Origin of the sequence: Microseira wollei NIES-4236, assembly GCF_020521235.1 — a bacterium.
Classification (GTDB): Bacteria; Cyanobacteriota; Cyanobacteriia; order Cyanobacteriales; family Aerosakkonemataceae; genus Microseira; species Microseira wollei.
In genome coordinates this window covers 14,751-41,385 of sequence record NZ_BLAY01000013.1, presented here as the reverse complement: position 1 = coordinate 41,385, position 26,635 = coordinate 14,751, and the positions used below count along the sequence as shown (strand labels likewise).

Below are 26,635 nucleotides of genomic sequence, written 5' to 3'. Positions count from 1 at the left end.
ACCTTGAACTGGCGACAAAACTTACTGATGTTCCCTACCCCCCGTTGATTCAACTGAAAATGGCTATAAGTGTATTTCAAAGCCAAAGCAAACCGCTATAAAAGCTAAAAGAGTACCTACAGAACTCCAGCGGGAAGGTTCGTCGCCGTACAATAAAAATCCGGCGCTAAACTACACCGATAAAATTTTTCCGCTCTTAGCCTGAGAGAACACGAAAATGCTCGAATCCTATCGTCAACACGTTGCCCAAAGGGCGGCACAAGGAATCCCTCCCTTACCTTTAAATGCCCAGCAAACTTCCGAACTCTGCGAATTGCTGAAAAATCCGCCTCCAGGGGAAGAAGAAATGCTGCTGGATTTGCTAACGAACCGCGTCCCCCCCGGAGTGGATGAAGCTGCTTACATCAAAGCTGGGTTTTTAACCGCAGTTGCTAAGGGCGAGATTACTTGTCCCCTGATCGTACCCCAAGCGGCTGTCTATCTTTTGGGGACAATGTTGGGAGGCTACAACGTTCAATCGCTGATCGAACTGCTCAAGTCTCGCGATACTTTATTAGCAGCAGGGGCAGCAACTGCCTTAAGTAAGACATTGCTCGTATTCGACGCCTTCCACGATGTCCTGGCGTTGTCGGATGTCAATCCTTATGCCAAACAGGTAATTGATGCTTGGGTAAATGCGGCTTGGTTTATCGGGCGTCCTCAACTGGAAGACGAGATTACCGTGACAGTGTTTAAAGTTCCCGGCGAAACGAATACCGATGATTTATCACCCGCGCCTCATGCTACCACGCGCCCGGATATTCCCTTGCACGCTTTGGCGATGTTGGAATCTCGGATGCCTGGGGGGTTGGAAGTTATTGCTCAATTAAAGCAGAAAGGGCATCCCGTTGCTTATGTCGGCGATGTTGTCGGGACGGGTTCGTCGCGGAAGTCGGCGATCAACTCGGTGCTGTGGCACATCGGGCAAGATATTCCTCACGTGCCGAACAAGCGCGCGGGAGGGTATATATTGGGGAGTGCGATCGCTCCCATCTTCTTCAACACCGCTGAAGACTCCGGCGCTTTACCCATCGAGTGCGATGTCACGAACCTAGAAACGGGAATGGTAATTACCATCCATCCTTATCAAGGGGAAATTACCAACGAAGCAGGAGAAGTGATTTCCACTTTTACGCTCAAACCCGATACCATTCTCGACGAAGTACGCGCAGGTGGACGCATTCCGTTACTAATTGGACGTACTTTAACCGATAAAACCCGTGCCGCATTAGGATTAGAACCATCTCCGGTTTTCGCCCGTCCTAAACAACCCGAAGATACAGGCAAAGGTTACACCCTCGCACAAAAAATGGTGGGGAAAGCTTGCGGAATGCCTGGGGTTCGTCCCGGTACATCTTGCGAACCATTAATGACGACGGTTGGTTCTCAAGATACCACTGGACCAATGACCAGAGATGAATTAAAAGAACTCGCTTGTTTGGGTTTCAGTGCAGATTTGGTGATGCAAAGTTTCTGCCATACCGCAGCTTATCCCAAACCTGTCGATATCAAAACCCACCACGAATTGCCCGATTTTATGGCTCAACGGGGCGGCGTTGCTTTGCGTCCAGGAGATGGCATTATCCACTCTTGGTTAAACCGGATGTTAATGCCAGATACAGTAGGAACGGGCGGCGATTCCCACACTCGTTTCCCATTAGGAATTTCCTTCCCCGCAGGTTCGGGTTTGGTGGCATTTGCTGCTGCTTTGGGCGTCATGCCATTAGATATGCCCGAATCGGTTTTAGTCCGATTCAAAGGCGAATTGCAACCCGGTGTCACCCTGCGGGATATTGTGAATGCAATTCCTTACGTCGCGATTCAAAAAGGATTGCTCACCGTCGAGAAGAAGAACAAGAAAAATATCTTCTCCGGGCGCATCATGGAAATCGAAGGATTGCCCGATTTGAAAGTTGAGCAAGCTTTTGAACTCACTGACGCGACGGCGGAACGCTCTTGTGCCGGATGCACAATTAAACTCAGCATCGAAACCGTTTCCGAATATATTCGTTCCAACGTCGCCTTGTTGAAAAACATGGTCGCGCGGGGATATCAAGACGCCCGCACCATCATGCGCCGCGTCGCCAAAATGGAAGAATGGTTAGCAAATCCAGTATTAATGGAAGCCGACGCAGATGCCGAATACGCCGAAATTATCGAAATCGATCTGAACGAAATCAAAGAACCAATTGTCGCCGCTCCCAACGACCCGGATAATGTTAAATTATTGTCCGAAGTTGCCGGGGACAAAGTTGATGAAGTCTTCGTCGGTTCTTGCATGACCAATATCGGTCACTATCGCGCCACTGCGAAAGTATTAGAAAGCGAAGGCGCAGTGAAAACAAGGTTGTGGATTTGTCCGCCAACTCGCATGGACGAACATCAACTAAAAGAAGAAGGATATTACGGCATTTTTGGCGCAGCAGGTGCGCGGACAGAAATGCCCGGTTGCAGTCTATGTATGGGCAACCAAGCGCGCGTCAACGACGGAACAACCGTGTTTTCAACTTCTACCCGCAACTTCAACAATCGCATGGGGAAAGATGCGCGAGTGTATCTTGGTTCGGCGGAATTAGCAGCAGTTTGCGCGCTGCTTGGTCGGATTCCTACTGTACAGGAATATCTCGACATTGCGGCGAAGAAAATTAATCCTTTTGCAGGCGATTTGTATCGGTATTTGAACTTCGATCAAATTGCTGGATTTGAGGATGAAGGGCGCGTAATTGCGCTGGAAGATATGCCTAAGATTGAGGATATTTTGGGTATGCCTGCGGCGGCGAGGTAATAGTATCTCGTTCCTAGATGCGCGCATAGCCCCCAGGTTAAAACCCCTTCTCGTTACCCACATCTGCTACGTTTAAAACCCGCCCTGCACTCAAGTGCAGGGCTAATAGCGAAAGTCCACTTAAGTGGACTGCTGGAAAATATTAGGGTTAAAACCTGGGGCTACACAAACAAAGCCCGCCTGCGCGGGCTTTTGTGAATACAGATAAGGAGGTCATCACAAAATGGATAAATTAAGCCATTATCGGTCACTGATTGAGAAAATTCTCACAGAGTTTGCCATAGTTTAAAGAAATAGATAAAATGGGGTGGGCTTTGCCCACCTTAATCAACAGATCGATAAAAGGAGATTAGGTATGAGCCAAGCAGCGATCGCCAACCCAAATAGTCTCTACGAACGAGACTTTTATTTGTGGATACAAACCACTGCTGAACAGTTAAAAGAAGGTAAATTTAATGAGATAGACATTCCAAATTTAATTGAAGAAATTGAAAGTATGGGCAGAAGTGAAAAACGAGAATTAAAAAGTCGTTTTATCGTGCTTTTAATGCACTTACTAAAATGGCAATATCAGCCGGAAAAGCGGAGCGAAAGTTGGCGTAGCACTATCAGCGAACAGCGGATATGTATTGAAGGATTACTCGAAGATAGTCCCAGTTTACAACCTCTAATTTTGGAAATATTTGATGATTGTTATCAAAAAGCTCGGATGAAAGCTTCGGATGAAACAAAAATTAAATTAACCTTTTTCCCGAAAGAGTCACCTTTTACTTTAGAAGAGACTTTGAAAGCAAGTTTGTTGGATGACTAAACTCGGATCAAAGCAGCCAAAAACTGGGAACACGCTTTTTCCGATGACAAATTTTGTAAACAGCTAGGGTTAATCTCATGAAACTAGACCGCATTACCAGTAATCCCAATCGCATGAACGGACAACCCTGCATTCGTAACCTTCGTCTTACCGTTCGTCGGGTAATCGAATTACTTGCAACTTATCCCAATCGAGAAGAACTACGCCAAGAGTTCCCAGAATTAGAAGATGAAGACATTCGGCAAGCTCTGATTTTTGCATCCTCCTATCTAGAACTATAATCCTCACTACGATTTATAATACTCGCATCCGCTTTCATTACCCCCTTTATGCCTAACGACTAAAGTCGCGGCTACACAAACAAAGACCGCCTGCGCGGTCTATAAGAATAAGGGAGGTCGTTAACCCGGATTTGGTATAAAACATCAGCAGGTTAAGACCAATGGATTTTTACACAGTGGTACTCAGACAAAGTGCGGGCTATTGGGTAGCCTTGTGTCTGGAAAATGGATTGGTAGGACAAGGAAATACCCAAGAAGATTCTATTAGCAAGCTGAAAGATGCAATTGATTCTTTTCAAGAAGTTTATGAAAGTGAAACTGGTATTTATAATGCTTCTATTTCGCTCAAATAACTGCATGAATTTTTAACAGTTGAGGACAAAGGCTAAACAACTATATAGCGGATTGCAGCCGTATGAGGTACAGCGCGCGTTTGTGTAGCGGCAGCATTAATGCTGCCGCTACACAAACGAAGCCTTAAGGCTTTCCCTCACTCGCTTGCAATCTGCTATAAATCTTGGCAGCAAGTTCTGACATACTCTCGAAAAACAGGAGATAAATTAAACGAAATTTTCTCGCCTTCTATTGATTTGATTAAATAGCGTTTACGCAAAGATTGTAACCCATTTATCAAGTCTATTGAGGACAAGGATAAAGCTTGTCTTAAATCTTCTCTGGACACGGCTTTATTATATTTACTCAATTCTAAAACAATCTGTTGTTCGCTCGGTGACAATCGGTCGAATAATTCATTGAAATTATATTTAATATCTTCTGTCAAAAGTAAGCTACCTTCACTTAAAAACTCAGATACTTTACCCATAAAAATGTTTCTAATTAAATTAGCAATAGATTTTAAATAAACAGGATTGCCTTCATATAGATTAAGCAGTGTTAACCAGCTTTCCTCATCTTTTAATCCCATGTTTTTCAGGATTTCGGTATTGTATAAGCCTTCTAATTCCAAGCACTTAACAGGATATAATTCTTCATCTAAGCAGAGCATTTCTTGACATTGTTCCTGACCGATTAAGATTAAAGTACTTTGATGTTCGATTTCTGTCATCATGGTGAAAAAGGTTTTGTAGTCTTTATATTCAGTTTTGTACTGTCCTGCGAATTGTCCACTGGTAAATAGTTCTTGCACATCATCAAGGATAATCAAACATCTTTGCTGGCGTAAGAGATTGAAAAATTGAGTTAATTTATTGTCAATTTGAATAGGTTCGGGATTAATAAGTGCGAAAATTTCAGTAATAATGCTATCTAAAGACTGGGATAGTTTGATACTTTTCCAGATGACTACATCAAATTGTTGTAGATTTAGGTCAACGAACTGTTTAACTAGGGTGGTTTTACCAATTCCACTAAGTCCTAAAACTGAGATTAGACGGGGGTTTTGAGTGGTTAACCAGTGGGATAGGGTTTGCAGATCGAGAGTGCGATCGCAAAAATGAGTAATTTTAGGAGCTATAGTTAAATCGTGATAATATTTTTTGGAATAATCTGATTCAGTATTTTTAGAATCATGTTTAGGATTATTAGAACAGAGATTAATTGGACTATTAATCAATAAAAGTTGCTGTAACAGGTTAGAAGATTGATTACAATAATTAGCTAACCTTTCTATTGTCCATGAAAAATTAGACTTATTAACATCTTCTCCTAACTGTTCGGACAAAATTTTATATAATTCACGACTAACATTGCCGATATGATTTTCACTATCATAGCCAAACTCTTTTGCGATTTCACCGTAAGTTTTATCTTGCCAAATTCCTTTAATCACATTCTTTTGTAAGTTATTGAGGTGTTTTCCTGTTTGCGTGAAGACTAGCTGATCCACCAATTGTAAAACTTCTGTTACAGTCATAAAAGCTAGATTTAGTAATATTTTTAGCCATTATAGCTTAGTCTCAGGCAAGATTATCGAGGGTTTTCAAGGGCTTTTCTTAATATTTTTTTGCAAAAGACGCAAGAAAATCAAGTATTTTCAAGTGGCAGCGTTCAGAAAAGGCGATTTAAACTCGTAGAAGAAAAAGTGAAAGTATCTCATTCTCACCAGTCAATTTAAAGACAACATAATTTTTATGATTGATAAAATAATCAGTTTTGTGACTCCAGGCCCAATGACTGAAACTTTCAGCTTTCGAGCAAGAGTCTTTTACAGTTGGATTAGCTTAGGGGGAATTTTAACATTAATTGGAACTATCATAGCTTTAATTTTAGGTGGCCCGATAGACGTTGGGACAATAATAGCAATGCCCATAGTCGTTTGTTTGTTTGGTTTGTTCGGTCTAGGACTAGATTCTCTTCAGGGACGTAGTTCCGAGTATCCGGGTTGGTACTGGTTGTTATTTCCAATTTTAAGTTATTTAGTGATAGGTTTCTTTTTAGCTTTTGCGTTAGTCGGTTTTCTTCTAGCAATTGTAGGAATTAGCCTACCACAACCTCCGAGAATTGTTCGTCAACCTAAATATTCTAAAATAGACCCTCAAAAGTTTCGTCAGGAACTTAAGAATATGAAGGGCGAAGAGTTACTAAAAGAGTTTGATAAACAGCTTAAAGAGATTGAAAATAGTAATAAAATCAAGCCCGAAGAAAAGAAAGTTATTAAAAAACTAAAGGCGCTAGATCGTTCAGCGCTACGTTCTCAATTGAGTAATGCACTCAATGATGATGAAATGGAAATTCTATTTATGCTGATTCTAAAGCTACTCGGTTTTGAGTTGAGGTGATCTAATGGGTATCGGACAGTGGAATAGATTTTATATTCCAGCACCAGTTTGTAACAGATACAACATCAAACCTGGTGATTATCTGGTGATGTATGATGGGTCAACAGGAGAATTTATTATCAAAGATCCTCTTATGGGAAAGATTGTATATAAAGAGCAGATGAACTCTATTTGGGATCTTGCTTTCCTCGCACCAGATAAGGAATCTTCTGAAGCGATACAACAACTTCAAAAGAAAAAATATCCATCAGCAGGAGGAGGTTATAGCAATCACCATATTATTCCAGACCATCTTTGCGATCAATGCGAGCTAACAATAGCAGGAACAAGATATGGTGTTTTTAAGAAAGATGGTGATGAAAACTTAATGCTTCTGCCTGATGAATTTCACAAAAAAAATCATAGTCCTGGTTCACCATATTCTAATCTACTTCGTGATGTTCTCAGACAGCGATGGAACGATCTTATTGATGCAGGTTTGGATAAAGATCGTTATGCAATTCGGGAAGCTATTCAGGAAATAATCGAAGTTACTAGAGATAAATTAAAAGACTTGTCAAAACAGAAAGGAAAAACTATACGGGATGTCTAAATAAATTGTTTATTTTTCCATTTTCACTTCAAAGAGTGCCAATCAATGTCCGAAATAATCGTAAGTAAAAAATTGTCGCTTAAGCTGAATTGCTCGATCGAGTGAAAACAAGCTAAACGAAGTTTTTTAGGTTCTTCAAAACATTAGTTGTCCAAAAGTAGTTACAGATAGATTTTAGGAGGATATATTATGAGTAAAACCCCACCTGATGACAGCCCTAAACAATGGGCTGGACGAGATATCTCCAACTCAGGAAGAGATACAAATCGGAACACAAGCGTTAGTGTACTGTCGAACAATGTGATGTTATTTGTTCTTGTTGGTATTGTGGCACTCGGAGCATTGGCTTGGGCGCTAGGTGTTGGGATTAGGCAGGGTCAAAACGGAATAGAAATTAAATTTCAAACCCAGCAGCAGCAATTAAATCCTACTTCATCACCAAAGAAAAATCCATGAAGGCTTGATCGGCAGACTCTCACAACACTATATCAGTTAATTTATGAGTCAAAATGAGCAAGCAGGTAGAGACATTATCAAAGTCGGACGTGACTATATTAGACACATCCAGATAAATATTTTATCTGGCAATTGGGTTGCTGTTATTATCAGTCTGATTCCGGTTTTGCTGGGTTTTTATATATTAATAGGAGTGGCGAACTGGACTGTAGAAATAATTGGAAATCAATCTCAAGATATTTCTACGAATACAACGTTAAATCAGGGGGAGGTTCAGATATTGGGTCTTGGTTCTTCAGCAAGTTCACCTTTTCTATTTATACAAGCTTCATCAGAAAATGGACTGGTAAATATTGTACTTAGTCAAGTACCATTTTCTGAATATAAAAAAGGGGTGATTAAACTTGGAAAAGGATTTCAAGGTGAGGGAAGCTTATTGCTTGGGAGTAAAGAAGGAGTCAAGGAGTATAAAGCAAACACAGATGGTACAGATTTAACTATCAAATTAGACGCTAATCCTACCCAGAAAGGGGAATTTGTTAAAGGCACAGTATTCGGAACAATAACTGATGGTACTAGAAGTAGTAAAGTATCTTATAAGCTTGTAGTGCCTATTCAATAGTGCGATCGCTTAGTCAGCAGCTGATCTGGTAAGGTGCGTCAGAGCAAAAAAGTTATCGATGAGATAATTAACTGGACTATCTGACGCACCCTACAGACTATGGTTGAGGATAGGGCTTTTTGGTAGAGGTTGGATGAGGTGCGATTCTGTGGGAGCGATCGCTTTTTTTGATATCCTGCCGAGTTAGAGAGTGCGATCGCACTCGCATTTATTCGTATACTTCGCGTCGGTGAGCAATCGTGATTGCAATAACCCGACCTTGCTCTTGATCGTTATCAGCATCTATATCGGTGTCAACATTTTCTTCAATGTAGTAAACCACACGATAATCACCCACACGATAGCGGTAATAACCAGCAAAATTGCCTTTGAGAGGTTTAATATTAGGGTGATTGCGGGGATCTTCTTCGAGTCGCTCAAAGCATCTGGCAAGCTTTTTGGCTAATGCACGGTTTGCTGCTGCATAAAACTGCTCTGCTTCAGACGATAACTCAACTCTATACATCGTCTCGTACTTTTCGCCAATTAGTTACCCTTCCAGCAGCAACATCCTGTTTTCCCCTCTCGAAAGCTTCAACAAAACCGGGAATTTCTAACAATTCCTGAGTTGCTTCGTTACTCTCGCGCTCTGCCAAATAAGCTAAAAAATCAGCAGCAACACGCAATCGTTCGGGGGACAATCGATCTACATATTCCTTAACTTTAAGGCGCATCTCGTTAGTATTCATGGGCAATTTTAGTGCGATTCTTGGAGCGATCGCTTATAGTGCCGTAAGCATATCTCTTTACCATTATAATCTGGCACGTGCAAGTGTAGCACTTCCCGGCGGGGGGTTGGGGCAGAGGTCAAGACGTGCGTTCGCGTAGCTAGCCCTTGGCATATCGCTTTTTTGATATCCTGTCGGTTTGGAGAGTGCGATCGCGCTACATTAATAATATGACTATCACGCCCAAAACTCAAATGAAAGCTGAAGATTATCCATTTGTTAAAGAACTGATAACTGACACTAAGGGTACTATCCAAAAAGTCGTTATCAATTTTAGTGATTATCAGCGCCTCCTAGAAGCTATAGAGGATGAAGGACTCGTGCTTGCGATGATGGAAGTAAAAGATGAAACCCCCCTTAATTTAGATGAAGCGCTAGCAGAACTTGAAAAAGAGTGAATACACAGTATCTACCTAGTTTTATTAAAGACCTCAAGGCGCTTAAAAGTACGCCTGTGTTTGAACCTATTCAAGCACTGGTTTTTGAAGAGATACCCAACTTAACTAAATTTGAAGATATCGCCAACTTGAAAAAGCTAAAGGGATATGAAAATGCTTATCGAATTAGATTAGGCGACTATCGCATCGGTGTTGTATTTGATGGCGAAACAGTTACGTTTTACAGGGTAATACACCGAAAGGAATTTTATCGCTATTTTCCTTGAGCTATTTTTTTGATATCCTGTCTTGAGAGAGTGCGATCGCATTCTTAATCACGCCACTATTGCCGATTTTACCTTCTCAGGAAAAGCTGGAGCAATAAACCTTTCCTTATCCTCTAAAGTCACATAACCATTATCAACCGCCAATTGCATCACCTCAACCAAAAACTTTCTTAACTCTCCTAAAACTTGCTCTTTATCTAAATCATAATCCTGCTGACTATGCTCATAACCAAACTTCCTTAATTGACAATCAATCCGCTCACCTCTAGGCGTTAAAATTACGGTAATCTGATAACTTTCGGCAAAATCAATCCGGATACTTTTACCCTGTCCTAATTCCCCAATTTGTTGAGGAAACCGATCTTCTAATAACATACAAATATCCGGGTCAAAAAACACAGTAAACTGGAGATCGCCAATTTCGACAATTACTTGGCGATCGCACTCATAACAAAAACGCCGTAACCCTAATTCAAAAGCAGATAATTCCCCTAGAGGATCGTCAGGAGGTAACGCATAATTTTCTAAATTGCGTTCGGCGATTTTCCAATTAAAATTACTTGTTATGTTCATTCTATCTTACCTCGTTTTTAATTATTTTATTTAGGTTTAACAACCGGATAGGCATATTTAATTGTTCCGTCAGCATTTCTCCCTATTTGAACATAATAAACATTTTCAGTAATCCTGCCATCAGGATGATAAACTCTACCTATCGGGCGATTAAACTTGATGATATACTGCCCATAATACTTCGGAATTAACTTTTCGGCTATTACCCAATCTTGCTCATTTAACCATTGTCCTTGATCCTGATTCTTGCTCGTTGCTCTTCCCTGTAAATTACTAAGTTTGAGCTTAGAACCATGATGACGGATAATATGATCGTAAGCCTTAGTTGATTTTGGATTATCCCATTGAGGCTCTTTACCGCTTCCTTGCCAAATACAACCACTTCCTACCTCAACCGTTGAATCAATAATATCCGTTTCAACAATCTCGATAGTTTCTAACTCATCCGATGCCAATAAATTCTCCTATTTCGTCTAAATGATAACGCAATCATAACATATCCTTTTCTTATCAGACATCTATTCTATCCCAGAATTCTGAAATAGGCCGCGTTTCTCCGGTTTTTACTTGTTGTAAAGCTTGTCTTAAACTCGCTTTAATTTCTTCAACAGGGGTATCATCAGGATCAAATTCAGAATCAGACTCGTTAGTTAGTAAAACAATCACTTTTACCCGACTAGGTGTAGGAATATTCAGATTACTATCTAAAATTAATTGACCTTTTTCATCAATTGTTCCCATCACTTCAAAGGCTTGCATTACTGGATCTCCTGAAACGTTGAGAACATCGCTTAGTGCCGTAAGCATATATCTTTACTATTATAATCTGCGATGACTTTGGCTGTAAGTTAGAGAGACTACTTGGCAGGTGCAAGTGTAACACTTCGCACCTGCACTGGTTTACCAAAGTCAGAAGATAATTTTCTGGAGCGATACTTGGATGCGCGAGTATTCCCCACACCCCCAGTTCCTCTCCCGACGGCGGGTGTTGGGGGAGAGGTCAAGCGGTGCGATCGCGATCGCTCGATCTTTCCACTTCAGATATCCTAGATTCAGGAACAGAGGTACAATCGATGACCGTACACGATCGAGCTATAGCCAAGCTTCGCCAACTGCCGGAATCTCTTGTTCAGGAAGTGAGCGATTTTATCGAATTCCTACTGATGAAACATAATAGCGATCGCACTGCATTATGGACGCAGTTCGCGGAGTCACTGGAAATGACAGAATCAGATTTTTCTGATTATTTGAGCAATTTAGAAGATTATGAAGAACGTTTGGCGCGGGGAGAGATCCAGTGGTAACGTCTCTTGGTGGGGATGGCCTAACGCCTTTTCTATAAATATTGAAGCTATGATCGCGCCACTTTTCAATTGTCAAGACTTAGCGCTAAGTTTTAACGCTAACTAATTTATGACCATCAATTTCCCGGATTCAAGAAACCCGGTTTTTTAGAAAAACCGGGTTGCTCAAAAGACGCCCCTCCTCTTGCGGGGGAGGGGTTGGTCTGTGCGATCGCTCTTTAAATCAAATAACCGCTTCTTCCTTGATTTCGGGAGAAGCGGTTACTGGTTCGGTATGTTGGGGGTGAGGGTCAAAGACTACTATAAAGCTGTCGTGGGGTTTAAGCTGACGCAGGCGCTGCAAGTGACCCTCTGCATCAGACTGACTGCGGTATCGACAGACAATCGTCCTTTGCCCGTCGGCGAGAACCGTTGCGAATGCCTACGGCACGCTTCGCGAACGCCCAACGATTCAGTCGTTCTCGATAAGCCATTTTAGCGGTGTTTTGTGGCATAATGTTCTGATCCGTATCGAGTAACGGAAAGGGCGTTAACAAGTCGCTTGGCAGTGAGGTATTAATGCCCTTTCCACCCAAATTAAAGCGTGCTATCACAGCAATTGTCAATTGTCAAGAACACATCTAATTTAAGAAAGAGAGAGAGTTGGTCAAGCGCGAGGCGCAATTCCAACTCTCTGGAGGAGGCATAGGCTATTAAAGTTAAATATGTATGAGGAGCAGCCCTTATAGGGACAAGTTTCTGTTTTTTGTCTATCTAATGCACATATAGGCTCAAAATTTACGGCATGGCAGAAAGTTCGTTGACAACTTTCAACCTTCCCTTGCGGACAGAGTAAAGTATTCGGTCGATGGCGCCTTTGTCTTCTTCGGTGAGGGTATCCTCTAAGAGGGCAGCCATTAATCCATATCGATCGGCGAGTGTAATTTTGCCAGATTTGTTAACTTCGGCAAATAGTTCGGCGATTCCAAAGGGTAGGAGGGACACTTCAACTTGCATGGCTAATCAAATGAACTCGATGCTTGTAATATGAAGCTTTTCTGGCAACCAACAAGCGATCGCAGACTTTATTTAAATGTGAGAATCCTATAGCTAATTTTGTGATTAAAGAGTTTGTAAAGATGTGACGGTATCACCCAAAATTAGTGATTTAGATCATAGTCAACAGTTGGCAGCAGATAGTATGAGGCTGCCGCACAAGCTGTTTTGCCAATTTATTCGATCCCGTAGGTGATACTAACTTGCATCCTCAACTTGACCTCTGGGTTAGCAGAGGGGTCATAGGGAGGCATACTTTCACTGACTGAGAATATGGAAGAGACTGGAACTCCAACTTTAGAACCGCAAGATGAGGAAGCGGGAGAACCGAAGCTGGGATATACCGTCACGAATAGGATGTCGCCAACTTTGACACCGAGGTCGAAGGCAATAATTTGAGCTTGTGTCAGCGCATCCCGCAGTGCGGCGCGGCGTGCAGTGCGTTCTAATGGCACGCAGTTTTTTACCCCATACTCGGCACCAATCCCTTGGATAAACAAGTTGTTATCGCTAGAGAGTGCCTTCGTTACAACTTTTACCACTTCTTGGACGCGATCGCGCGTTGGTTTGTTCACCTGCACCACCAGCTTGGGATTGTCCAAAGAACTGCTTTGCAGTTGGATGTTACGAAGGGGGACTTTAATCGCAACTAAAGCATCAACCACAGGCTTGAGGGCTACTTCCACTGGTAGAGCCAGATTACCATCGGCAGATGCTACAGTTGCCTGGGTTGGTTGATCGGTGGGTGCGCGATTCCCCAAGCGAAACTCAATCTTTGCTGTATCTGCGGGTGCAACACCCAAACCTTGACCCACTACTGTAATCGCCCGTTGGTTAGTTATCATCTGCGGCGTACCGGGCGTAGGAGAAAGGTTTTGGGCGTTGCTGTTCTTGGTTTCTCCTATCAACAGAGCGATCGCGATTGCAGCTGAAACCAGGCGGAATGCAGCTATTCTTCTCATAGATGAAATCTCCTTTAAGCACTAGGTCGTAGTTTGGCAGAAACTGGCACCATTGTTGTCATGACTGCGACATAAATTTATTGAGTAGGGAATATGGCAATATCTTTGCGTTGAAAACAAAAATTACTGAAGCCGTGTCCCTACTTGTTGTAGATAAGTATCTGCTACAACAAATTGGAAGGTTTTTTCGGAAAACCTCGTTTTGCTGGTAATGGTTGCGTCTTTACAGCAATTTTCAACCGAGAGTAGGGGCAGGGCGTCAACAACATTAAACTCACAAGCAGGGTATTAATATGATGTCCGTCAAATCACCCTTAATTAAAACTCTCCGCTCTCCCTTGTCACCGCGTCAGTCCTAACTATGGGTATTCAAGCGGACAGGATATGAAATGTTGTGTAGGGGCACGGCGTCAACAACATTAAACTGACGGGGAGGGTATGGAAATGTTGTGTAGGGGCACGGCGTCAACAACATTAAACTCACGGGGAGGGTCTTGAAATGCCGTGCCCCTACTTTTGCGCTCGCTCAACGACAGAATCCCGGTTTCTTAAAGAAACCGGGATTCTAGTATCGAGAATCGCTTAAGCCAAACTTCGCTTCACCGCCTCTAATTCCCTCTGCAAGTTTTCCAAGCAATTGTGCAATAAATTCTGCTGATAGCGCTTGTTAGTAATTTCTATTGGCTCGGCAGGAATCTGAAAATTAATTACTTTTTGGGCTGTTTCTTCATATTGAATAAGCGTTGTCAGCGCTTCATTACTAAAGCGAGTCAGATAATCTTGAGCCGCATCGGCACAAATTTGTGCTGCTTGATTTTGATAAGCAACTGAGTTGTTTGGCTTATCTTGTTTGACATTCCGATTTAAAAGATAGGCTGCACCTCCTACAACGGCAGCACCCACGGGGCCACCTAAAACCCAACCCAAACCCGCTGCAACCGCCACGGGTGCATCGTTCAAATCTTCTGCAATTTTGGGTTTATTTGTTGGTGGCGATGGCAGCGATATTTCTGGGGAAGTCGGTAATGAGATAATTAAATCTCCCGGAGATTCTTGATTGAAAAATTCACAAGCTTGCTGCACCCACTTGACAATTTCTTGTTGATGCTTTACCAAAGCCGGTTGGAAAAATTCGGTTGACCAGGTTTTAAATTGATTTTGCCCTAAAGCTGCGGCGGCTTCTGATTGATAGCGGTTTAATAAGGTTGACAATGAGAGCCAATTCCGCAATTCGGTTAGGCTAGTTTCAAAGCCTTGTTTTATCAGTTTTTCGGCTTTTTGTTGAATTTGTATTTTGGTATTATGTTTAGTTTGGGCGGCTTCTAATTCGGTGGAAATGGTTTGAATTTTGGCTTGGAGAGATTGGGTTAGGTTGGTAGCGATCGCATCCACACGCCCCACCCTATAACCGCCGCTTTTCTCTTTTTGAATTGCCGCAATACTTTGCAGTGCGGATTCAAATGCCGAGAGTCCGGTTGTCTGAATTGCTGACGCATCTCCTTTGAGCCTCGCTCTCAAAGCGGGTAAGGCATCGACGCGGTAAAGGTTACTAAAATTATCGGGTAAATCGGAGCGAAAACTTTCGGCAACAAACCGCAAGCGACTGTAGATTTGTTTCTGTTCGTCGGGTTCCATTAAATTGAGGAAATTGACGACAAAAACAACAGTTTTAATCCCTCGATCGAGCAACCAATCGCGTAAATTTTCCCGTTCGCCTAATGTCATTAATTTGCGGGCATCTAGGAGTTGAATTACCAAATCTGCACTCAATAATTGGTCGCGGACTAGGTTATCTTGTTCCTCGCGATCGTTTGTTCCGGGTAAGTCGAGAAATTCTACCCCGGTTTGCAGGAAGGGATGATGGCAGAAAACTTCAACTTCTGCGACATCTTCTCGCATTCGCCTGTTGTCGTCGAGGATGGCAAATTGTTTGAGAATATCCGTCCCTTGTTCGCGAATTTCTCTGCCATCTTTTAAAGTAATGCGAGTTTGTAATTCTTCCCCGTATTTGACGCGAATAGCAGCACCAGTGGTGGGAATTAAATCAATGGGGAGGGTACGCTGTCCTAGCATGGCATTGAGTAGGGTGGATTTGCCGTAATTAAAGGGGCCAAAAACAGCGATGCGGAAATTGGGATTTTCCAGATAGTTGCAGATTAAGGTCGCATCTCGATAAAGCTGGGAGGTTTTATCGAGTTCTAGGATACCTAATGCGGATCTGAGATTGTTGGCGAGGTTGTTGTAAGTTTCTGGTTGTTTCATATGAGTGTTCCTATATTGTTCAAAAGAAATGCGATCGCGAAGCGAACGCAAGTCATCAATTTGAATCAGTTGCGGTGTTTGTTTCTCCTGTGTTGCTTGCATCTGAAGCTGTTTGCAATAACTGCTGAAATTCGGCGAGGGTGGGGATTGCGATCGCCTGAAGCAGAAGCTGTTTCAATCTTGGAATATCCGCAATATTATTGATGACTTCAACTAACTCCTGCGGTACATTTTAAAATCGGAATTGTAAAACTGCAAGCCCCGACTCACGAGCAATTTGCAATGCTCCCTCTTCCCTTCCTTCTGCTTTTGCCATTAATTCCATTTGACTCATAAATGGCATTTGTCTTTCCTCCTGGTAACGTCTTACTTCTGCTTTTAATTCCCGTTCTAATTCAATTGGTAAAGCCATCATCCGGTCAATAAACCGGAACAGGTTTATTACCTCATCTCTACTATAGCCAAAATGCGCGTTCATCTCCCAATACGCCTAAGCTAATTACTGGGCGCAGATAAAGGTCAAATGCCCGGTAATTATAAATGTACATTCCTTGGGCAAATTCTGACTGATCTTGGCTTTGCACTTCTACGTGAATTAAGATCCAAGCGGGTTGGTTATTGCGCTGCCACACTTGGAATAATTTATCCGCTATCCGCAGTCCAGATTCTGATTATTGTAAAATTTGTTGCAGTTATTTATCGAGAGATTGGGGCGGTTTAGTCCAGTCTACTAAGTCGTGAACTTGAGGAAAAACTAATTCTAAAAAGGGTTCAAAATATTTTCCGAGTGCTTCTTTCCAAGTCGTATCGTATTCGGCGGGTGGTTCAATCATCCGATTTTAGATTTTAGATTTTAGATTTTAGATTGATTTTACAGATAAATCCGGGGGCTTATAACGGTTTGCAACTTGCTGAAATACAGTTATAGCCATTTTCATTCGAATCAAACGGGGGTAGGGACTAAGGCTAAAGTAAGTTTTGTCACCAACTCAAAGTTTTTCGGATGCCGTGTCCCTACAATGTTGTATTGCACCCAATTGAAAACCGCTGTAAAATCAGGAAAAAAGCGATCGCTCGTTCGCACAGAAACCCGGTTTCTTTAAGAAACCGGGTTTCTAAATCCCTAAGATCGAGTTGAAGCACCAACCGACATTAAATGCTGCCGAACTATATGTTCCAACTGGTAAAGATAGGCGGCAGTAATGAGTCGATAGAGCGTATCAAGGGTGAATAAATCTTTCAATTCATCCCACCAAGCAAGCGTTCCGTATAGCAAATTAGGCGATGGCCAAAAGATGATTGAAATCATGCTGCTGACGAGAAAAGCGAGTGCGATCGCCATCCAACCATAAAATCCTTCCCACCAACTCATCAAACCGGGAAAGATGCTGTTAGAGGGGGTGATTTCGGGCGATCGCGTGTTGGGAAACGATTGATCTAAAAACACGTGCAGCCAATGATGGACGACTGCGATCGCTAAAATTGGCGACAGTAAAGCGCCGTAATACAACAAGATTTGCAACTTAGGTGGAAGCCAAGTCATAGAGTGACCTAGTTGCAGAATTATTCTGAGGATAACTGCCAATCCCCTTACGAGTAAAATCAGGAGAATTGCACTCATCCACGCATTGGGTTTCGGAATCCAATTAGGCCAGTTGTTCATAATTTAGCTCTCTTTTGTTAGGTATGCGCTCGCAGCGATCGTTCGCTAGTCCGCTATTTTGCCAGCCCGCCAGGGATTAAAATCCCTGGCTAATAGCTTAAGTCGGTTAAAACCGACGGATTTTTGTTATTAAGATTTCAGTCCATTTTAATGGACTTAAGCTATGAGCAACGGAAATTTATTTCCGGGCGGGCTGTATCGCCGACTCGGTTTAATTGAACTAACATTCACATCACCGATTCCAACAAATCCTGATACACCGATTCTACATTCCTCACCTCCGAAGTTACCTCATTTTCCAAACTTTTCAACCGCTTTAATTCTGTCTCCCGATTCACTTCATAAGTCTCCTTTTGCTTGAGCAAGTTATCTAACTCCGCCTTGCGAGACTTAATATCATCATCGATGCGTTCTGATACTTCTTTTTCGTAAGTATCGAAACACTCTTTAATGGCGTCGTGAATCATTTGTCCTTGTTCGTTCGCGACTTGCGGCAGATATTTCACTAGCTCTTTTTTCGCGGCTTTGACTAATTCTTTCCTGGCTCCGTCGGCTTGCAAAACTCCTACGCCCATTCCTAATAATGCCAGGTAAAGGGGGCCTAAAACAATCCCGGTAAACGAAGCAATAATGGCGCTGATGCTGAATACTGTAATTAAGTTCAACAAGATATTTTTCCAATCGAAACCCGCTCCCGCCATCGCTACACCTGCCAGGTTTCCTCGTGCTAAAGAAAACAATCCCATCGCCCATTTTGCCCAAGCTGGCGAGTTATCTTCAGTAGATGTACCGATGATTGGTTGTACTTTTTTTCCGGTTAATTTTTCAGTGATGATGTCGGTGACTTTGGTGTAGGAAGCGCCATAATTTGCCGCACTTTTGGTGAGTTGGGAGAAAGCGGCATTCATTTCTTGTTCGGCGGTTAAACTCCAAGCGGCGAGTTTATCGCTGATATATTGCTCGAAGGCTTTTTTGAGTCCTTCTTCAAAGTCTTTGCGGCGGGATTGACTCAAGAAATCTAAAAATCTCAGTTCGGGTTGATAGCGTAAGAAATCGGTTTCAAAGGTGTTGCCTAAGTTTAATACGTAGGAACGGAAAGAATCGGCGATCGCTTTCGCCTTATTGTTGTTTAGGTTTCTAATTTCTTGCTGGAATTGATTGCGAATGTCTGTGAGTTTGTTGAATTCAGGCTCAACCGAACTAATTCTTTGCTTCAATCCATTGACATCTTGATCCAATAATGGTATACGTCGTTCGACGGCTTCGCGGACGTGGTTTTGGGTTTGGCGGGCGAGGGTTCTAGCTTGTCTGAGTTCGGCGATCGCGCGTTCTTTGGTTAAAAATGTATTCAATGCCCCCATAAACTCCGGAAATCCAGTTCCCTCCAAAGAAACCATCGGGTTTTTAATCCGCTTCCGCAAGGCTTTAATCGCAGAAATTTCAAACACCCGTTCGTCGTAAATATCGTACCCATCCACGTGGCAATATTCAGTTAGGTTAGCTTTAAAAACCTTCCGCAATTTTGTTTCTGCTGCTTGCAATTCTTCCTCATCATCCGGATCGATCAAGGCTTCTTTCACCTGATCCCAAGCATTGATTAAAAAGAAAACGCTCAAACCCCGACCTTTGATGTAATTTTCCAGGTAGCGACGTTCTCCCAAAGTGCAAGGTTGAGATGCTCTGAGAACAAACAGAATCGCGTGACAATTATTGATATATCCTAACGAAAGTTCGTTGCGTGCTTCTGTATCGTTTAAACCTGGACTATCAACAATTTCCACGCCTTTTTCTAACAGCGGTAATGGATATTCGACGATGGCGTGGCTCACATCGGGGAAGGCTTGTTTCTTCTCTTGTTCTAGCCTTTTGGCCTCCCCAGGGTCGATGGTATAGCGTTGCTTAAAGTCTTTGAAATCAATTGTTTCCGGTCGTTTGCCGTCGGTAAAATATACCGTTACTTTCTTGTCTTTTCCGTAGCGTAAAACGGTTAAAATTGCCGTGCAAGGATTGACATCGCTGGGTAATAGATTTTCCCCGATTAAGGCGTTGAGGAATGTGCTTTTTCCGCGCTTCATATCTCCTAAAACTAGGAGGCGAAATACGCCTTTACCTAATTTATCGCTGGCGAGGTTGATGTCTTCGATGTCTCTTTCTAAACCCAAGCTACCAGATGCAGATTCTCCGGCGGATTCTGCGGTTTTTAGTGTGGTGGCAATTTTGCCCAAACTGCCAGCAACTTGATAGCGTGCTTTGGCAACTTTATCTAAGTCCTTGAAGAAGTTTTCCGTTTCTACTTTGTATGTCATGTTGGGTGGAATTTGGTTAATTTTTGGCGATCAACGAGGCAGAGCCTCTAGATTCTGGCTCCCAGGCTCCAGCCTGGGAGCTAGTGAGCAGAGGCTCTGCCTCTGGGGGTAAACGAGGCAGAGCCTCTAGATGCTGGCTCCCAGGCTCCAGCCTGGGAGCTAGTGAGCAGAGGCTCTGCCTCTGGAGGGTAAACGAGGCAGAGCCTCTAGATGCTGGCTCCCAGGCTCCAGCCTGGGAGCTAGTGAGCAGAGGCTCTGCCTCTGGAGGGTAAACGAGGCGGAAGATATTGCTAGTAGCAACGAACTGGTGAACGACGGCGATAACGTCGTGGTTGGGGATGTCTTCGATATCGCCTGTAGTTTCGCCGATCGCGATCGCGGTAGTAGTCATCGTCGTTATCATACTCCCAACGACGAACTGACCTGAATGTGGCACGACAACCGTTATCAACCCAAACAAAACCTCGCCCGGTACCCCAGTTTCGATTTAACCTGCAATATTCGCGAGAATGAACATCTACTTCCAAGGTGACGCCACCTCGGGTATCGAGGGGGCATTCGTTATATTCATAATCAATGCTTTCGCATCTGACAGAGGTTTGGGCTGATGCAGGTTTTGCACCGATAATATTGAATGCGATCGCCACCGTCGCAGTCACTCCAGTAAGAGCGATTTTCCGCCACAAATTCGCCATCCTATTTCACTCCTTACTATTGGCGATTTTGACATCAAATTTCACGCTCAAACTGCCAACAGTTGCTCGTATACAGACTCAACATTCCGGCATTGAGATGACACATCTGCTTCCAAATTCTTCAGCCGCTTGACTTCAGTTTCCCGATTAATTTCGCGAGATTCTTTCTGTTTGAGCAGGTTATCTAGTTCAGCTTTGCGAGAATTAATATCGTCATCAATCCGCTTGCTGACTTCCCGTTCGTAACTATCAAAACAATCTTTAACTCCTTGATGAATGGGTTGCCATTGTTCTTGCGCCAATTGAGGCAAGTGTTTTACAAACTCTTTTTTGGTGGCTTTAACTACTTCTTTTCTGGCTTGCTCCACTTGCAATGCACCAACTCCCAAACCAAGTAGAACAAAGCCTAATGGCCCTGTAATCAACGAAACGGAAAAAATTGATAAAAAGCTCCAAATTCCAATCACGGCAATCCAGTTGACTAGGATATTTTTCCAGTCAAAACCTACACTGGCTAGCAATAAACCTGCCGGGTTGGCTGAAGCTAGGGAAATAAACCCCATTGCCCAACTTGCCCAAGATGGAGAATTGTCTTCAGATTCGAGATTGGTGCTGTAGATCTTTTGCCCGATTAGCTTTTCATTAATCGCCCCGGCTACTTGATTGTAAGCTGCACCAAAGTTAGCCGCTTTTCTAGTAAGTTCTGAGAAAGCTTCTCGCATTTCTCCGGTGGCGGTGAGTTCCCAAGCAGAAATCTTATCGTTTAGATACTGTTGGAATGCTTGCCCAAAGGCGGCGTTGAATTCTTCTCGCCTTCCCGCACTCAAGAATTCCAGAAATCCGATATCGGGTTGATAGCGCAAGAAATCGGTTTCAAAGGTGTTGCCTAAGTTTAAAATATAGTTGCGGAAAGAGTCGGCGATCGCTCGCGCCTTGCTATCCCGCACGGCAAAAATTTCTGCCTTGAATTGGTCGCGAATTTGCGTCAGTTTATTGAATTCCGGCTCAACTGAATCAATTCTTCGCTTCAATTCATTGACATCTTGCTCCAATAATGGTATGCGTCGGTCAACTGCTTCGCGGACGCGATCGCAAGTTTGACGGGCGAGGATTCTGGCTTGTCTGAGTTCTGCGATCGCGCGTTCTTGGGTTAAAAATGTACTCAGAGCCTCTGTAAACGCTGGAAAACCCGTTTTTTCTAAGGTATCCTCTGGATTTTTCAACCGCCGCCGCAACGCATTAATCGAGGATAATTCAAACACACGTTCCTCGTAAATATCGTGACCATCAACTTGACAATATTCCGCTAAATTGCTCTCAAAAACTTGACGCAGTTTGGATTCTGCCTGTTCTAATTCTTCTGCATCATCGGGATCTATGACCGATTTCCGAACTTCATCCCAAGCATTAATTAAAAAGAAAACCGTTAGCGATCGCCCTTTGATGTAATTTTCTAAATAGCGGCGTTCGGCTAACGTACAAGGCTGGTCAGCTCTCAACACAAACAAAATTGCATGGCAATTATTGATGTAGTTCAGCGAAAGTTCGTTGCGCGCTTCCGTATCGTTTAGTCCCGGACTGTCTACAATTTCAATTCCCTTTTCCAGCAGCGGTAAAGGATACTCTACAACTGCATACTCAACATCGGGGAAGGCAATCTTTTTCTGTTCTTCTAGTCTTTTTGCCTCCTCTGGGTCGATGGTATATTCCTGCTTGAAGGTTTTAAAATCCATCCGGTGCGGACTTTTACCATCTTTAAAGTAAACGGTTACTTTCTTTTGAGAACCGTAGCGTAAAACCGTTAGCACTGCGGTGCAAGGATTCACGTCGCTGGGCAATAAATTCTCGCCTAATAAAGCATTGAGCAAGGTACTTTTGCCCCGTTTCATATCTCCCAAAACTAACAGGCGAAATACACCCTGGCGTAAGTTTTGACTGGCTAAGGTTAAATCTTCTATATTTCGCTCAAACCCCAACCCTCCAGAAGAAAATTTACCCTCGGATTCCCCTTGTTTTAAAGTATCTGTCATGCGGTCAAGATAACCAACAATTTCCCGGCGGACTTTGGCAACTTTGTCCAAGTCTCCCAGCAAACTTCCAGCGGTAAATGTAGAACTCATGGCGGTTATATCCTATTTAAGATTTGCGGTTTTCTGACTTAAAGAAAAATACGTAACCCAAGCCAGCAATTCCAGCCACAATTATGACTCCCGTCAGCCATGAGGCTATTTTGAGGCTGATAACAGTCACAACGACCAAGGCAAAAAATTTGCCGATATTCGCTAGTTTTTTCATGGTCAATTTACGTGGTTTTTGGGGAGTATGATGAGTAGTTTGATACACGGGTGGCTCGATCTGATTGATTTCGGCCTCTAATTCCCGCAGTCGAATTGCCCGTTCTCGTTCCTCAAGCTCTCTTTGGCGTCGCCGCAGTTCGCGTTCTTTGTCATTTGGCGAATTCATCTTGATTTACCCTGTCATCATATGCGTTACTAATTTAACTTCAGCCCATTGGCAATGGCTAGTGCAAAACACAGTTCTTAGTCAGGGAGAGGGAGAGGAAAATTTTTAAACGGCGAAATTTTGTAGCGCCAGTACTTGGCAGCGACAGCAAATGCATACAACAATGAAGAAAACACCCACTCACTACAGCGAGATGCTCGACTATGTTTCCATCAGCTTGTCCGATTTTGCCCCCACTCTGGCGTTTCACGACAGCGTCTTGCCCGAACTGGGTTTTATGCGCTGTATGGCTGTAAACTTAGACACTAAACGCGCGGCGTTAGTACTCGCTCGAGAGGGTTATCACCTTGAACCAGTTTGCCACCAGCCGTAATAATAGAAATAACCATGGATTTCCTGACTATTTTGGGATTAATCGCCGGAACGTTAACGACTCTCTCTTTTTTGCCCCAGGTGATTAAAACTTGGCAATCTAAATCCGCCAAAGATTTCTCATTTGGAATGCTGATTACTTTTAGTCTGGGTATATTTCTGTGGTTAGTTTATGGCATCGGTAAAAATGAATTGCCGATTATTCTTCCTAACTTCGTGACGTTGGTGTTGAACTCGTTGATTATCCTGATCAAATTCAAGTATCGATAAATTAGAGGAGACAAATCATGACTGACAACATACATAACGAAAACGATAAAGTTTCTACCCTTTCCTTACCTCCGGAAGCTGCAAAGACGCGGATACGACCTTGGGGTACCGTTACAGTTTTAGAAGAATCTGAACGCTACCGCATTAATCGGATTGAAATTAATCCGGGTAAACACATGAGTACCCAAATGCACTATCACCGCAGCGAACACTGGATCGTTGTTTCCGGTACTGCTAAAGTGATTTGCGATGGTAAAGAAACTGTCATTATGCAAAAACAATCCACCTATGTGCCCATGTGTACCCCGCACCGGGTGGAAAATCCAGGAGTGATTCCCCTCGTGATGATTGAAGTCCAAAATGGCGAATATCTGGGAGAAGATGATATCATTCGCTTCGGTGAAGCTCCGGAAAATTAAAATTAGTTAACCCAAGTTGCTAGTTATAAGCTAATCCCTTGGGAAAATTGCTAATCGCTAATTGCTAATTGCTCGTGGGAATATTTTCCAGATTTACCATTAGCTATTAGCCATTAGCCATTAGCAAACCCAAAAAATGTAACTAGCAACTTACGTTATTATTCAAAGATTGTCAGCATTAATTAAGCATCGATATGATTGTTATCGTTATGGGTGTTTCTGGGTCGGGAAAATCTACCATTGGCAAGATGCTGGCATCAGAATTAAATTGGGAATTTTACGATGCGGACTCGTTCCATCCATCAGCTAATATTGAAAAGATGCGCCAAGGTATTCCCCTCACCGATGCGGATCGGATGCCTTGGTTATTAACATTGCAAGAAGCGATCGCCAGCTTATTACAACAAGATCGCAATGCAGTACTGGCCTGTTCTGCCCTAAAATCAAGCTATCGCGAGATTATGTTGCACAATTGCGATCGCTCCCGCATCCGCCTAGTCTACCTCAAAGGCAGTTTCCAACTCATCCAACAACGGCTCAAACAGCGCCAAAATCACTATATGAGCCAAAATTTATTGCAAAGCCAATTCGACACCCTGGAAGAACCAGAAGACGCAATTTGTGTGGATATTTCCCAACCGATGGATGCGATCGTTCAGCAAATCTATCGGCTGCTAATTGCTAATGGCTAATGGCTAATGGCTAATCGGACAAACTTTTTGGTTCACCAGCGTAATTCCGCAATTAGCAATTAGCAATTAGCAATTAACCATTAGCAATTACCCATCAAAAAGCAATTCCAATTCAGTCCGTAATGAATTGACGTCAGCCACTCTCCCAACTAATAGATTTTCCCGTCCGGCATCTTTCAGCCGAGCTTTCCAATATTCAATACTTTCCGAATTGTGCATCCAAAATTTAATCACGGTATCTACAACTTTATCTATATCCCAACTCGGATTAGGCGAAATATTTTCCACCGATTGAATTAAAGCATCGAGGCTACATTTATAACTAGCCACGTATTCGACCCCCGTCGGTTGTTTTTGTTTCCGATCTTGCTGCTGGTTAAAAAAGTACAGAATCGGAGAAACGCCCAAGATATCAAAAGTGTAGCTCATACTCAACTCCTAAAATCATTTTGCTGGCAAGGCTTAGCACTCTTTGCGTTTTAGTGCTAAACTAGATTGGGGTTTTAAATTAGCACTCTGGCGGTTTTAGTGCTAAATTAAAATCGGGTTAGTTTTAGCACTCACCGTCTTTTAGTGCCAATGTAAAACTCCGGACAAATAGTCCGGTTCGGCTGTATTAGTTGCATAATTACTAATATTAATACTAACTTCTAGAAGATGGTATAGTAACTAAATTTACAAATTACAGCGGATTGCAAGCGAGTGAGGTAAAGCCTTTTGGCGCAAGGCAAGTGTAGCGGCAGCATTAATGCTGCGCGCTTGACAAACGAAGGTGTACCATCAACGGCTGCAATCCGCTATAACTGTCCCAGGGCGAGTTATCCTGACGCGGCAATATTACTGATGACAGATGTTAGAACTATACAAAGGCGAACTGGCGGCACTTTTAGCCGCGTTTTTATGGGCGGCGGCTTCAACGGTATATTCGCACCTGGGGCAGAAGATACCGCCGTTGGAGTTAAACTTGCTCAAAGGGGTGGTAGCGATCGCATTCCTCATCGTCACCCTCGCCATCCAGGGTGAGTGGTTACCAGAGTTAAATTGGGTAGCGATTAGTTTCCTCCTCACGAGCGGTATATTTGGAATAGGCATCGGCGACACGGCTTTTTTTTGGGCCATCAATTTATTAGGAGCGCGACGGACGCTATTATTAAAAACCTTGACTTCTCCCTTAGTAGCATTGCTGGCGCTAATTTTCTTACAAGAAACATTAACGCCAACAGACTGGTGCGGTATTTTATTAACCCTACTGGGAATCGCATGGGTGATTAGCGAACGAGTTTCGGCTACAACAGATACAACTAACCACTTCCTGCAAGGAATTGGCTGGGCAATTGTAGCGACATTGGCAGATGCAACAGGTGCTATTTTATCTCGCGCTGCTCTGACTCAATCTAATATTACCCCCATGTGGAGTACGCTTTTGCGGCTGAGTGCTGGCGTGTTGGTATTGCTGCTGTGGCTATTAGTAAAAAGCCGAGGAGAAACTAATAATTTATCCCCTACATTCACCCCCCTTGACAAGGCAGGCTGGGGGGAATCGCCCAAGTTATTAGGTATTATCGCCATCACTTCATTTTTCAGTACGTACTTGGGAATCTTTCTTCAGCAGATTTCACTCAAATTTACTGCCGCAGGAATTGCTCAAACCTTGGGCGCGACTAGCCCTTTATTTGTTCTCCCTTTGGCAATTTGGATGGGCGAAAAAGTCAGTTTAAGAGCATTTTTGGGAGTGTTAGTCGCTTTGGCTGGGGTATGGTTATTGTTTAAAGTTTGAGCGATATAAACCCGGTTGCTTTAATAATACCTTCGCCAAAATGCGACACCCTCAAAGGGTATCGCTATTGCATTCAAAGGCTGCCTA

The 26,635-nt window shown here is 43.0% G+C and carries 37 protein-coding genes and 1 pseudogene; 19 read left to right on the top strand and 19 right to left on the bottom strand.

The window, feature by feature from the left end; all coding sequences use genetic code 11:
• The first annotated feature begins 217 nt into the window (after nt 1-217).
• From acnB to MiSe_RS06185, 4 genes and pseudogenes are all read left to right on the top strand, one after another.
• A complete protein-coding gene (gene acnB / locus MiSe_RS06200; protein WP_226576085.1) occupies nt 218-2,824 on the top strand; it encodes a bifunctional aconitate hydratase 2/2-methylisocitrate dehydratase in 2,607 nt (868 codons plus the stop codon).
• Between the two features lie 355 nt (nt 2,825-3,179).
• Nucleotides 3,180-3,635, top strand: coding sequence for a DUF29 domain-containing protein (locus MiSe_RS06195; protein ID WP_226576083.1), 456 nt, complete (start codon nt 3,180-3,182; stop codon nt 3,633-3,635).
• A gap of 77 nt (nt 3,636-3,712) precedes the next feature.
• A complete protein-coding gene (locus MiSe_RS06190) occupies nt 3,713-3,916 on the top strand; it encodes a DUF433 domain-containing protein (protein ID WP_226576082.1) in 204 nt (67 codons plus the stop codon).
• A gap of 161 nt (nt 3,917-4,077) precedes the next feature.
• A pseudogene (locus tag MiSe_RS06185) lies at nt 4,078-4,266 on the top strand (type II toxin-antitoxin system HicB family antitoxin); the annotation flags it as partial.
• Nucleotides 4,267-4,424: 158 nt separating this feature from the next.
• Here MiSe_RS06185 and MiSe_RS06180 read toward each other — a convergent pair.
• A complete protein-coding gene (locus MiSe_RS06180) occupies nt 4,425-5,789 on the bottom strand; it encodes a helix-turn-helix domain-containing protein (protein WP_226576078.1) in 1,365 nt (454 codons plus the stop codon).
• Between the two features lie 217 nt (nt 5,790-6,006).
• Between MiSe_RS06180 and MiSe_RS06175 the strand changes: the two genes are divergently transcribed.
• The 4 genes from MiSe_RS06175 to MiSe_RS06160 all read left to right on the top strand — a co-directional run bounded on the left by MiSe_RS06175 (nt 6,007) and on the right by MiSe_RS06160 (nt 8,324).
• Complete coding sequence (locus MiSe_RS06175; RefSeq protein ID WP_226576076.1) at nt 6,007-6,654, top strand: hypothetical protein; 648 nt, start codon at nt 6,007-6,009, stop codon at nt 6,652-6,654.
• 4 nt (nt 6,655-6,658) lie between these two features.
• Complete coding sequence (locus MiSe_RS06170) at nt 6,659-7,246, top strand: hypothetical protein (protein ID WP_226576074.1); 588 nt, start codon at nt 6,659-6,661, stop codon at nt 7,244-7,246.
• A gap of 189 nt (nt 7,247-7,435) precedes the next feature.
• Entirely contained in the window at nt 7,436-7,702 is a 267-nt protein-coding gene (locus MiSe_RS06165; RefSeq protein WP_226576073.1) for a hypothetical protein, read from the top strand.
• 43 nt (nt 7,703-7,745) lie between these two features.
• Entirely contained in the window at nt 7,746-8,324 is a 579-nt protein-coding gene (locus MiSe_RS06160; protein WP_226576071.1) for a hypothetical protein, read from the top strand.
• A 208-nt stretch (nt 8,325-8,532) separates the two neighbouring features.
• Here MiSe_RS06160 and MiSe_RS06155 read toward each other — a convergent pair whose 3' ends face one another.
• Both MiSe_RS06155 and MiSe_RS06150 read right to left on the bottom strand, forming a co-directional pair.
• Entirely contained in the window at nt 8,533-8,829 is a 297-nt protein-coding gene (locus MiSe_RS06155) for a type II toxin-antitoxin system RelE family toxin (RefSeq protein ID WP_226576069.1), read from the bottom strand.
• On the bottom strand, nt 8,822-9,052 hold the full coding sequence (locus MiSe_RS06150; RefSeq protein ID WP_226576068.1) for a hypothetical protein: 231 nt from the start codon (nt 9,050-9,052) through the stop codon (nt 8,822-8,824). The genes MiSe_RS06155 and MiSe_RS06150 overlap by 8 nt, the downstream gene beginning before the upstream one ends.
• Before the next feature lie 233 nt (nt 9,053-9,285).
• Between MiSe_RS06150 and MiSe_RS06145 the strand changes: the two genes are divergently transcribed.
• The gene (locus MiSe_RS06145) at nt 9,286-9,489 is read left to right on the top strand and encodes a RelB antitoxin-like protein (protein WP_226576066.1); all 204 of its coding nucleotides are present in this window, start codon (nt 9,286-9,288) and stop codon (nt 9,487-9,489) included.
• Nucleotides 9,486-9,755 carry a type II toxin-antitoxin system RelE family toxin gene (locus MiSe_RS06140; RefSeq protein ID WP_226576064.1) on the top strand — a complete coding sequence of 90 codons (270 nt, stop codon included), beginning with the start codon at nt 9,486-9,488 and terminating at the stop codon, nt 9,753-9,755. Before MiSe_RS06145 ends, MiSe_RS06140 begins: the two co-directional genes overlap by 4 nt.
• A gap of 48 nt (nt 9,756-9,803) precedes the next feature.
• Here the strand turns inward: MiSe_RS06140 and MiSe_RS06135 are convergent, their stop codons facing one another.
• Genes MiSe_RS06135 through MiSe_RS06125 form a run of 3 tightly spaced genes read right to left on the bottom strand, consistent with a single transcriptional unit; the run spans nt 9,804 to nt 11,087 of the window.
• On the bottom strand, nt 9,804-10,328 hold the full coding sequence (locus MiSe_RS06135) for a hypothetical protein (protein WP_226576062.1): 525 nt from the start codon (nt 10,326-10,328) through the stop codon (nt 9,804-9,806).
• Between the two features lie 26 nt (nt 10,329-10,354).
• Nucleotides 10,355-10,783, bottom strand: coding sequence for a hypothetical protein (locus MiSe_RS06130; protein WP_226576060.1), 429 nt, complete (start codon nt 10,781-10,783; stop codon nt 10,355-10,357).
• Nucleotides 10,784-10,838: 55 nt separating this feature from the next.
• The gene (locus MiSe_RS06125) at nt 10,839-11,087 is read right to left on the bottom strand and encodes a type II toxin-antitoxin system RelN family antitoxin (RefSeq protein WP_226576058.1); all 249 of its coding nucleotides are present in this window, start codon (nt 11,085-11,087) and stop codon (nt 10,839-10,841) included.
• A gap of 102 nt (nt 11,088-11,189) precedes the next feature.
• Here MiSe_RS06125 and MiSe_RS06120 point away from each other — a divergent pair, with 102 nt between their 5' ends.
• Both MiSe_RS06120 and MiSe_RS06115 read left to right on the top strand, forming a co-directional pair.
• Nucleotides 11,190-11,378 carry a hypothetical protein gene (locus MiSe_RS06120; protein ID WP_226576056.1) on the top strand — a complete coding sequence of 63 codons (189 nt, stop codon included), beginning with the start codon at nt 11,190-11,192 and terminating at the stop codon, nt 11,376-11,378.
• Nucleotides 11,379-11,401: 23 nt separating this feature from the next.
• A complete protein-coding gene (locus MiSe_RS06115; protein WP_444980467.1) occupies nt 11,402-11,632 on the top strand; it encodes a DUF2281 domain-containing protein in 231 nt (76 codons plus the stop codon).
• 356 nt (nt 11,633-11,988) lie between these two features.
• Here the strand turns inward: MiSe_RS06115 and MiSe_RS06110 are convergent, their stop codons facing one another.
• The 4 genes from MiSe_RS06110 to MiSe_RS06095 all read right to left on the bottom strand — a co-directional run bounded on the left by MiSe_RS06110 (nt 11,989) and on the right by MiSe_RS06095 (nt 15,891).
• The gene (locus MiSe_RS06110) at nt 11,989-12,225 is read right to left on the bottom strand and encodes a hypothetical protein (RefSeq protein ID WP_226576052.1); all 237 of its coding nucleotides are present in this window, start codon (nt 12,223-12,225) and stop codon (nt 11,989-11,991) included.
• 184 nt (nt 12,226-12,409) lie between these two features.
• Nucleotides 12,410-12,628: a hypothetical protein gene (locus tag MiSe_RS06105; RefSeq protein ID WP_226576050.1), complete on the bottom strand. Its 219-nt coding sequence runs from the start codon at nt 12,626-12,628 to the stop codon at nt 12,410-12,412.
• Between the two features lie 215 nt (nt 12,629-12,843).
• A complete protein-coding gene (locus MiSe_RS06100; protein WP_226576048.1) occupies nt 12,844-13,629 on the bottom strand; it encodes an SIMPL domain-containing protein in 786 nt (261 codons plus the stop codon).
• Between the two features lie 582 nt (nt 13,630-14,211).
• Entirely contained in the window at nt 14,212-15,891 is a 1,680-nt protein-coding gene (locus MiSe_RS06095; protein ID WP_226576208.1) for a dynamin family protein, read from the bottom strand.
• On the opposite strand from MiSe_RS06095, the gene MiSe_RS51940 reads away from it, so the two are divergent.
• On the top strand, nt 15,892-16,095 hold the full coding sequence (locus tag MiSe_RS51940) for a hypothetical protein (protein WP_307731193.1): 204 nt from the start codon (nt 15,892-15,894) through the stop codon (nt 16,093-16,095). It abuts the gene before it with no gap.
• 28 nt (nt 16,096-16,123) lie between these two features.
• Here MiSe_RS51940 and MiSe_RS51935 read toward each other — a convergent pair whose 3' ends face one another.
• From MiSe_RS51935 to MiSe_RS51925, 3 genes are read right to left on the bottom strand one after another with little or no spacing between them, the layout of a single operon-like run.
• A complete protein-coding gene (locus MiSe_RS51935) occupies nt 16,124-16,369 on the bottom strand; it encodes a hypothetical protein (protein WP_307731192.1) in 246 nt (81 codons plus the stop codon).
• Nucleotides 16,347-16,523: a hypothetical protein gene (locus MiSe_RS51930; RefSeq protein WP_307731191.1), complete on the bottom strand. Its 177-nt coding sequence runs from the start codon at nt 16,521-16,523 to the stop codon at nt 16,347-16,349. Before MiSe_RS51930 ends, MiSe_RS51935 begins: the two co-directional genes overlap by 23 nt.
• A 60-nt stretch (nt 16,524-16,583) precedes the next feature.
• Nucleotides 16,584-16,724, bottom strand: coding sequence for a hypothetical protein (locus tag MiSe_RS51925; RefSeq protein ID WP_307731190.1), 141 nt, complete (start codon nt 16,722-16,724; stop codon nt 16,584-16,586).
• A gap of 170 nt (nt 16,725-16,894) precedes the next feature.
• Between MiSe_RS51925 and MiSe_RS50790 the strand changes: the two genes are divergently transcribed.
• On the top strand, nt 16,895-17,029 hold the full coding sequence (locus tag MiSe_RS50790) for a hypothetical protein (protein ID WP_264196369.1): 135 nt from the start codon (nt 16,895-16,897) through the stop codon (nt 17,027-17,029).
• On the opposite strand, the gene MiSe_RS06085 is transcribed toward MiSe_RS50790, so the two are convergent.
• The 5 genes from MiSe_RS06085 to MiSe_RS06065 form a co-directional block, all read right to left on the bottom strand.
• A complete protein-coding gene (locus MiSe_RS06085; protein ID WP_226576029.1) occupies nt 17,015-17,554 on the bottom strand; it encodes a hypothetical protein in 540 nt (179 codons plus the stop codon). The two genes, MiSe_RS50790 and MiSe_RS06085, sit on opposite strands and share 15 nt — an antisense overlap.
• Nucleotides 17,555-17,781: 227 nt before the next feature.
• Entirely contained in the window at nt 17,782-19,860 is a 2,079-nt protein-coding gene (locus tag MiSe_RS06080) for a dynamin family protein (RefSeq protein WP_226576027.1), read from the bottom strand.
• Nucleotides 19,861-20,150: 290 nt separating this feature from the next.
• Nucleotides 20,151-20,555, bottom strand: a complete 405-nt coding sequence (locus MiSe_RS06075) for a DUF3011 domain-containing protein (protein WP_226576026.1) — start codon at nt 20,553-20,555, stop codon at nt 20,151-20,153.
• Between the two features lie 47 nt (nt 20,556-20,602).
• Nucleotides 20,603-22,675, bottom strand: a complete 2,073-nt coding sequence (locus tag MiSe_RS06070; protein ID WP_226576025.1) for a dynamin family protein — start codon at nt 22,673-22,675, stop codon at nt 20,603-20,605.
• A gap of 16 nt (nt 22,676-22,691) precedes the next feature.
• Nucleotides 22,692-23,018, bottom strand: a complete 327-nt coding sequence (locus MiSe_RS06065) for a hypothetical protein (RefSeq protein ID WP_226576024.1) — start codon at nt 23,016-23,018, stop codon at nt 22,692-22,694.
• Between the two features lie 163 nt (nt 23,019-23,181).
• Here MiSe_RS06065 and MiSe_RS06060 point away from each other — a divergent pair, with 163 nt between their 5' ends.
• The 4 genes from MiSe_RS06060 to MiSe_RS06045 all read left to right on the top strand — a co-directional run bounded on the left by MiSe_RS06060 (nt 23,182) and on the right by MiSe_RS06045 (nt 24,771).
• Nucleotides 23,182-23,391, top strand: coding sequence for a VOC family protein (locus MiSe_RS06060; RefSeq protein ID WP_226576023.1), 210 nt, complete (start codon nt 23,182-23,184; stop codon nt 23,389-23,391).
• 14 nt (nt 23,392-23,405) lie between these two features.
• Nucleotides 23,406-23,660 carry a SemiSWEET family sugar transporter gene (locus MiSe_RS06055; protein ID WP_226576022.1) on the top strand — a complete coding sequence of 85 codons (255 nt, stop codon included), beginning with the start codon at nt 23,406-23,408 and terminating at the stop codon, nt 23,658-23,660.
• A gap of 17 nt (nt 23,661-23,677) precedes the next feature.
• Entirely contained in the window at nt 23,678-24,079 is a 402-nt protein-coding gene (locus MiSe_RS06050) for a phosphomannose isomerase type II C-terminal cupin domain (protein WP_226576021.1), read from the top strand.
• A gap of 194 nt (nt 24,080-24,273) precedes the next feature.
• The gene (locus MiSe_RS06045) at nt 24,274-24,771 is read left to right on the top strand and encodes a gluconokinase (protein ID WP_226576020.1); all 498 of its coding nucleotides are present in this window, start codon (nt 24,274-24,276) and stop codon (nt 24,769-24,771) included.
• Nucleotides 24,772-24,858: 87 nt separating this feature from the next.
• Here the strand turns inward: MiSe_RS06045 and MiSe_RS06040 are convergent, their stop codons facing one another.
• The gene (locus tag MiSe_RS06040) at nt 24,859-25,200 is read right to left on the bottom strand and encodes a hypothetical protein (RefSeq protein ID WP_226576019.1); all 342 of its coding nucleotides are present in this window, start codon (nt 25,198-25,200) and stop codon (nt 24,859-24,861) included.
• 421 nt (nt 25,201-25,621) lie between these two features.
• Between MiSe_RS06040 and MiSe_RS06035 the strand changes: the two genes are divergently transcribed.
• Complete coding sequence (locus tag MiSe_RS06035) at nt 25,622-26,548, top strand: DMT family transporter (RefSeq protein ID WP_226576018.1); 927 nt, start codon at nt 25,622-25,624, stop codon at nt 26,546-26,548.
• Nucleotides 26,549-26,635: the final 87 nt, after the last annotated feature.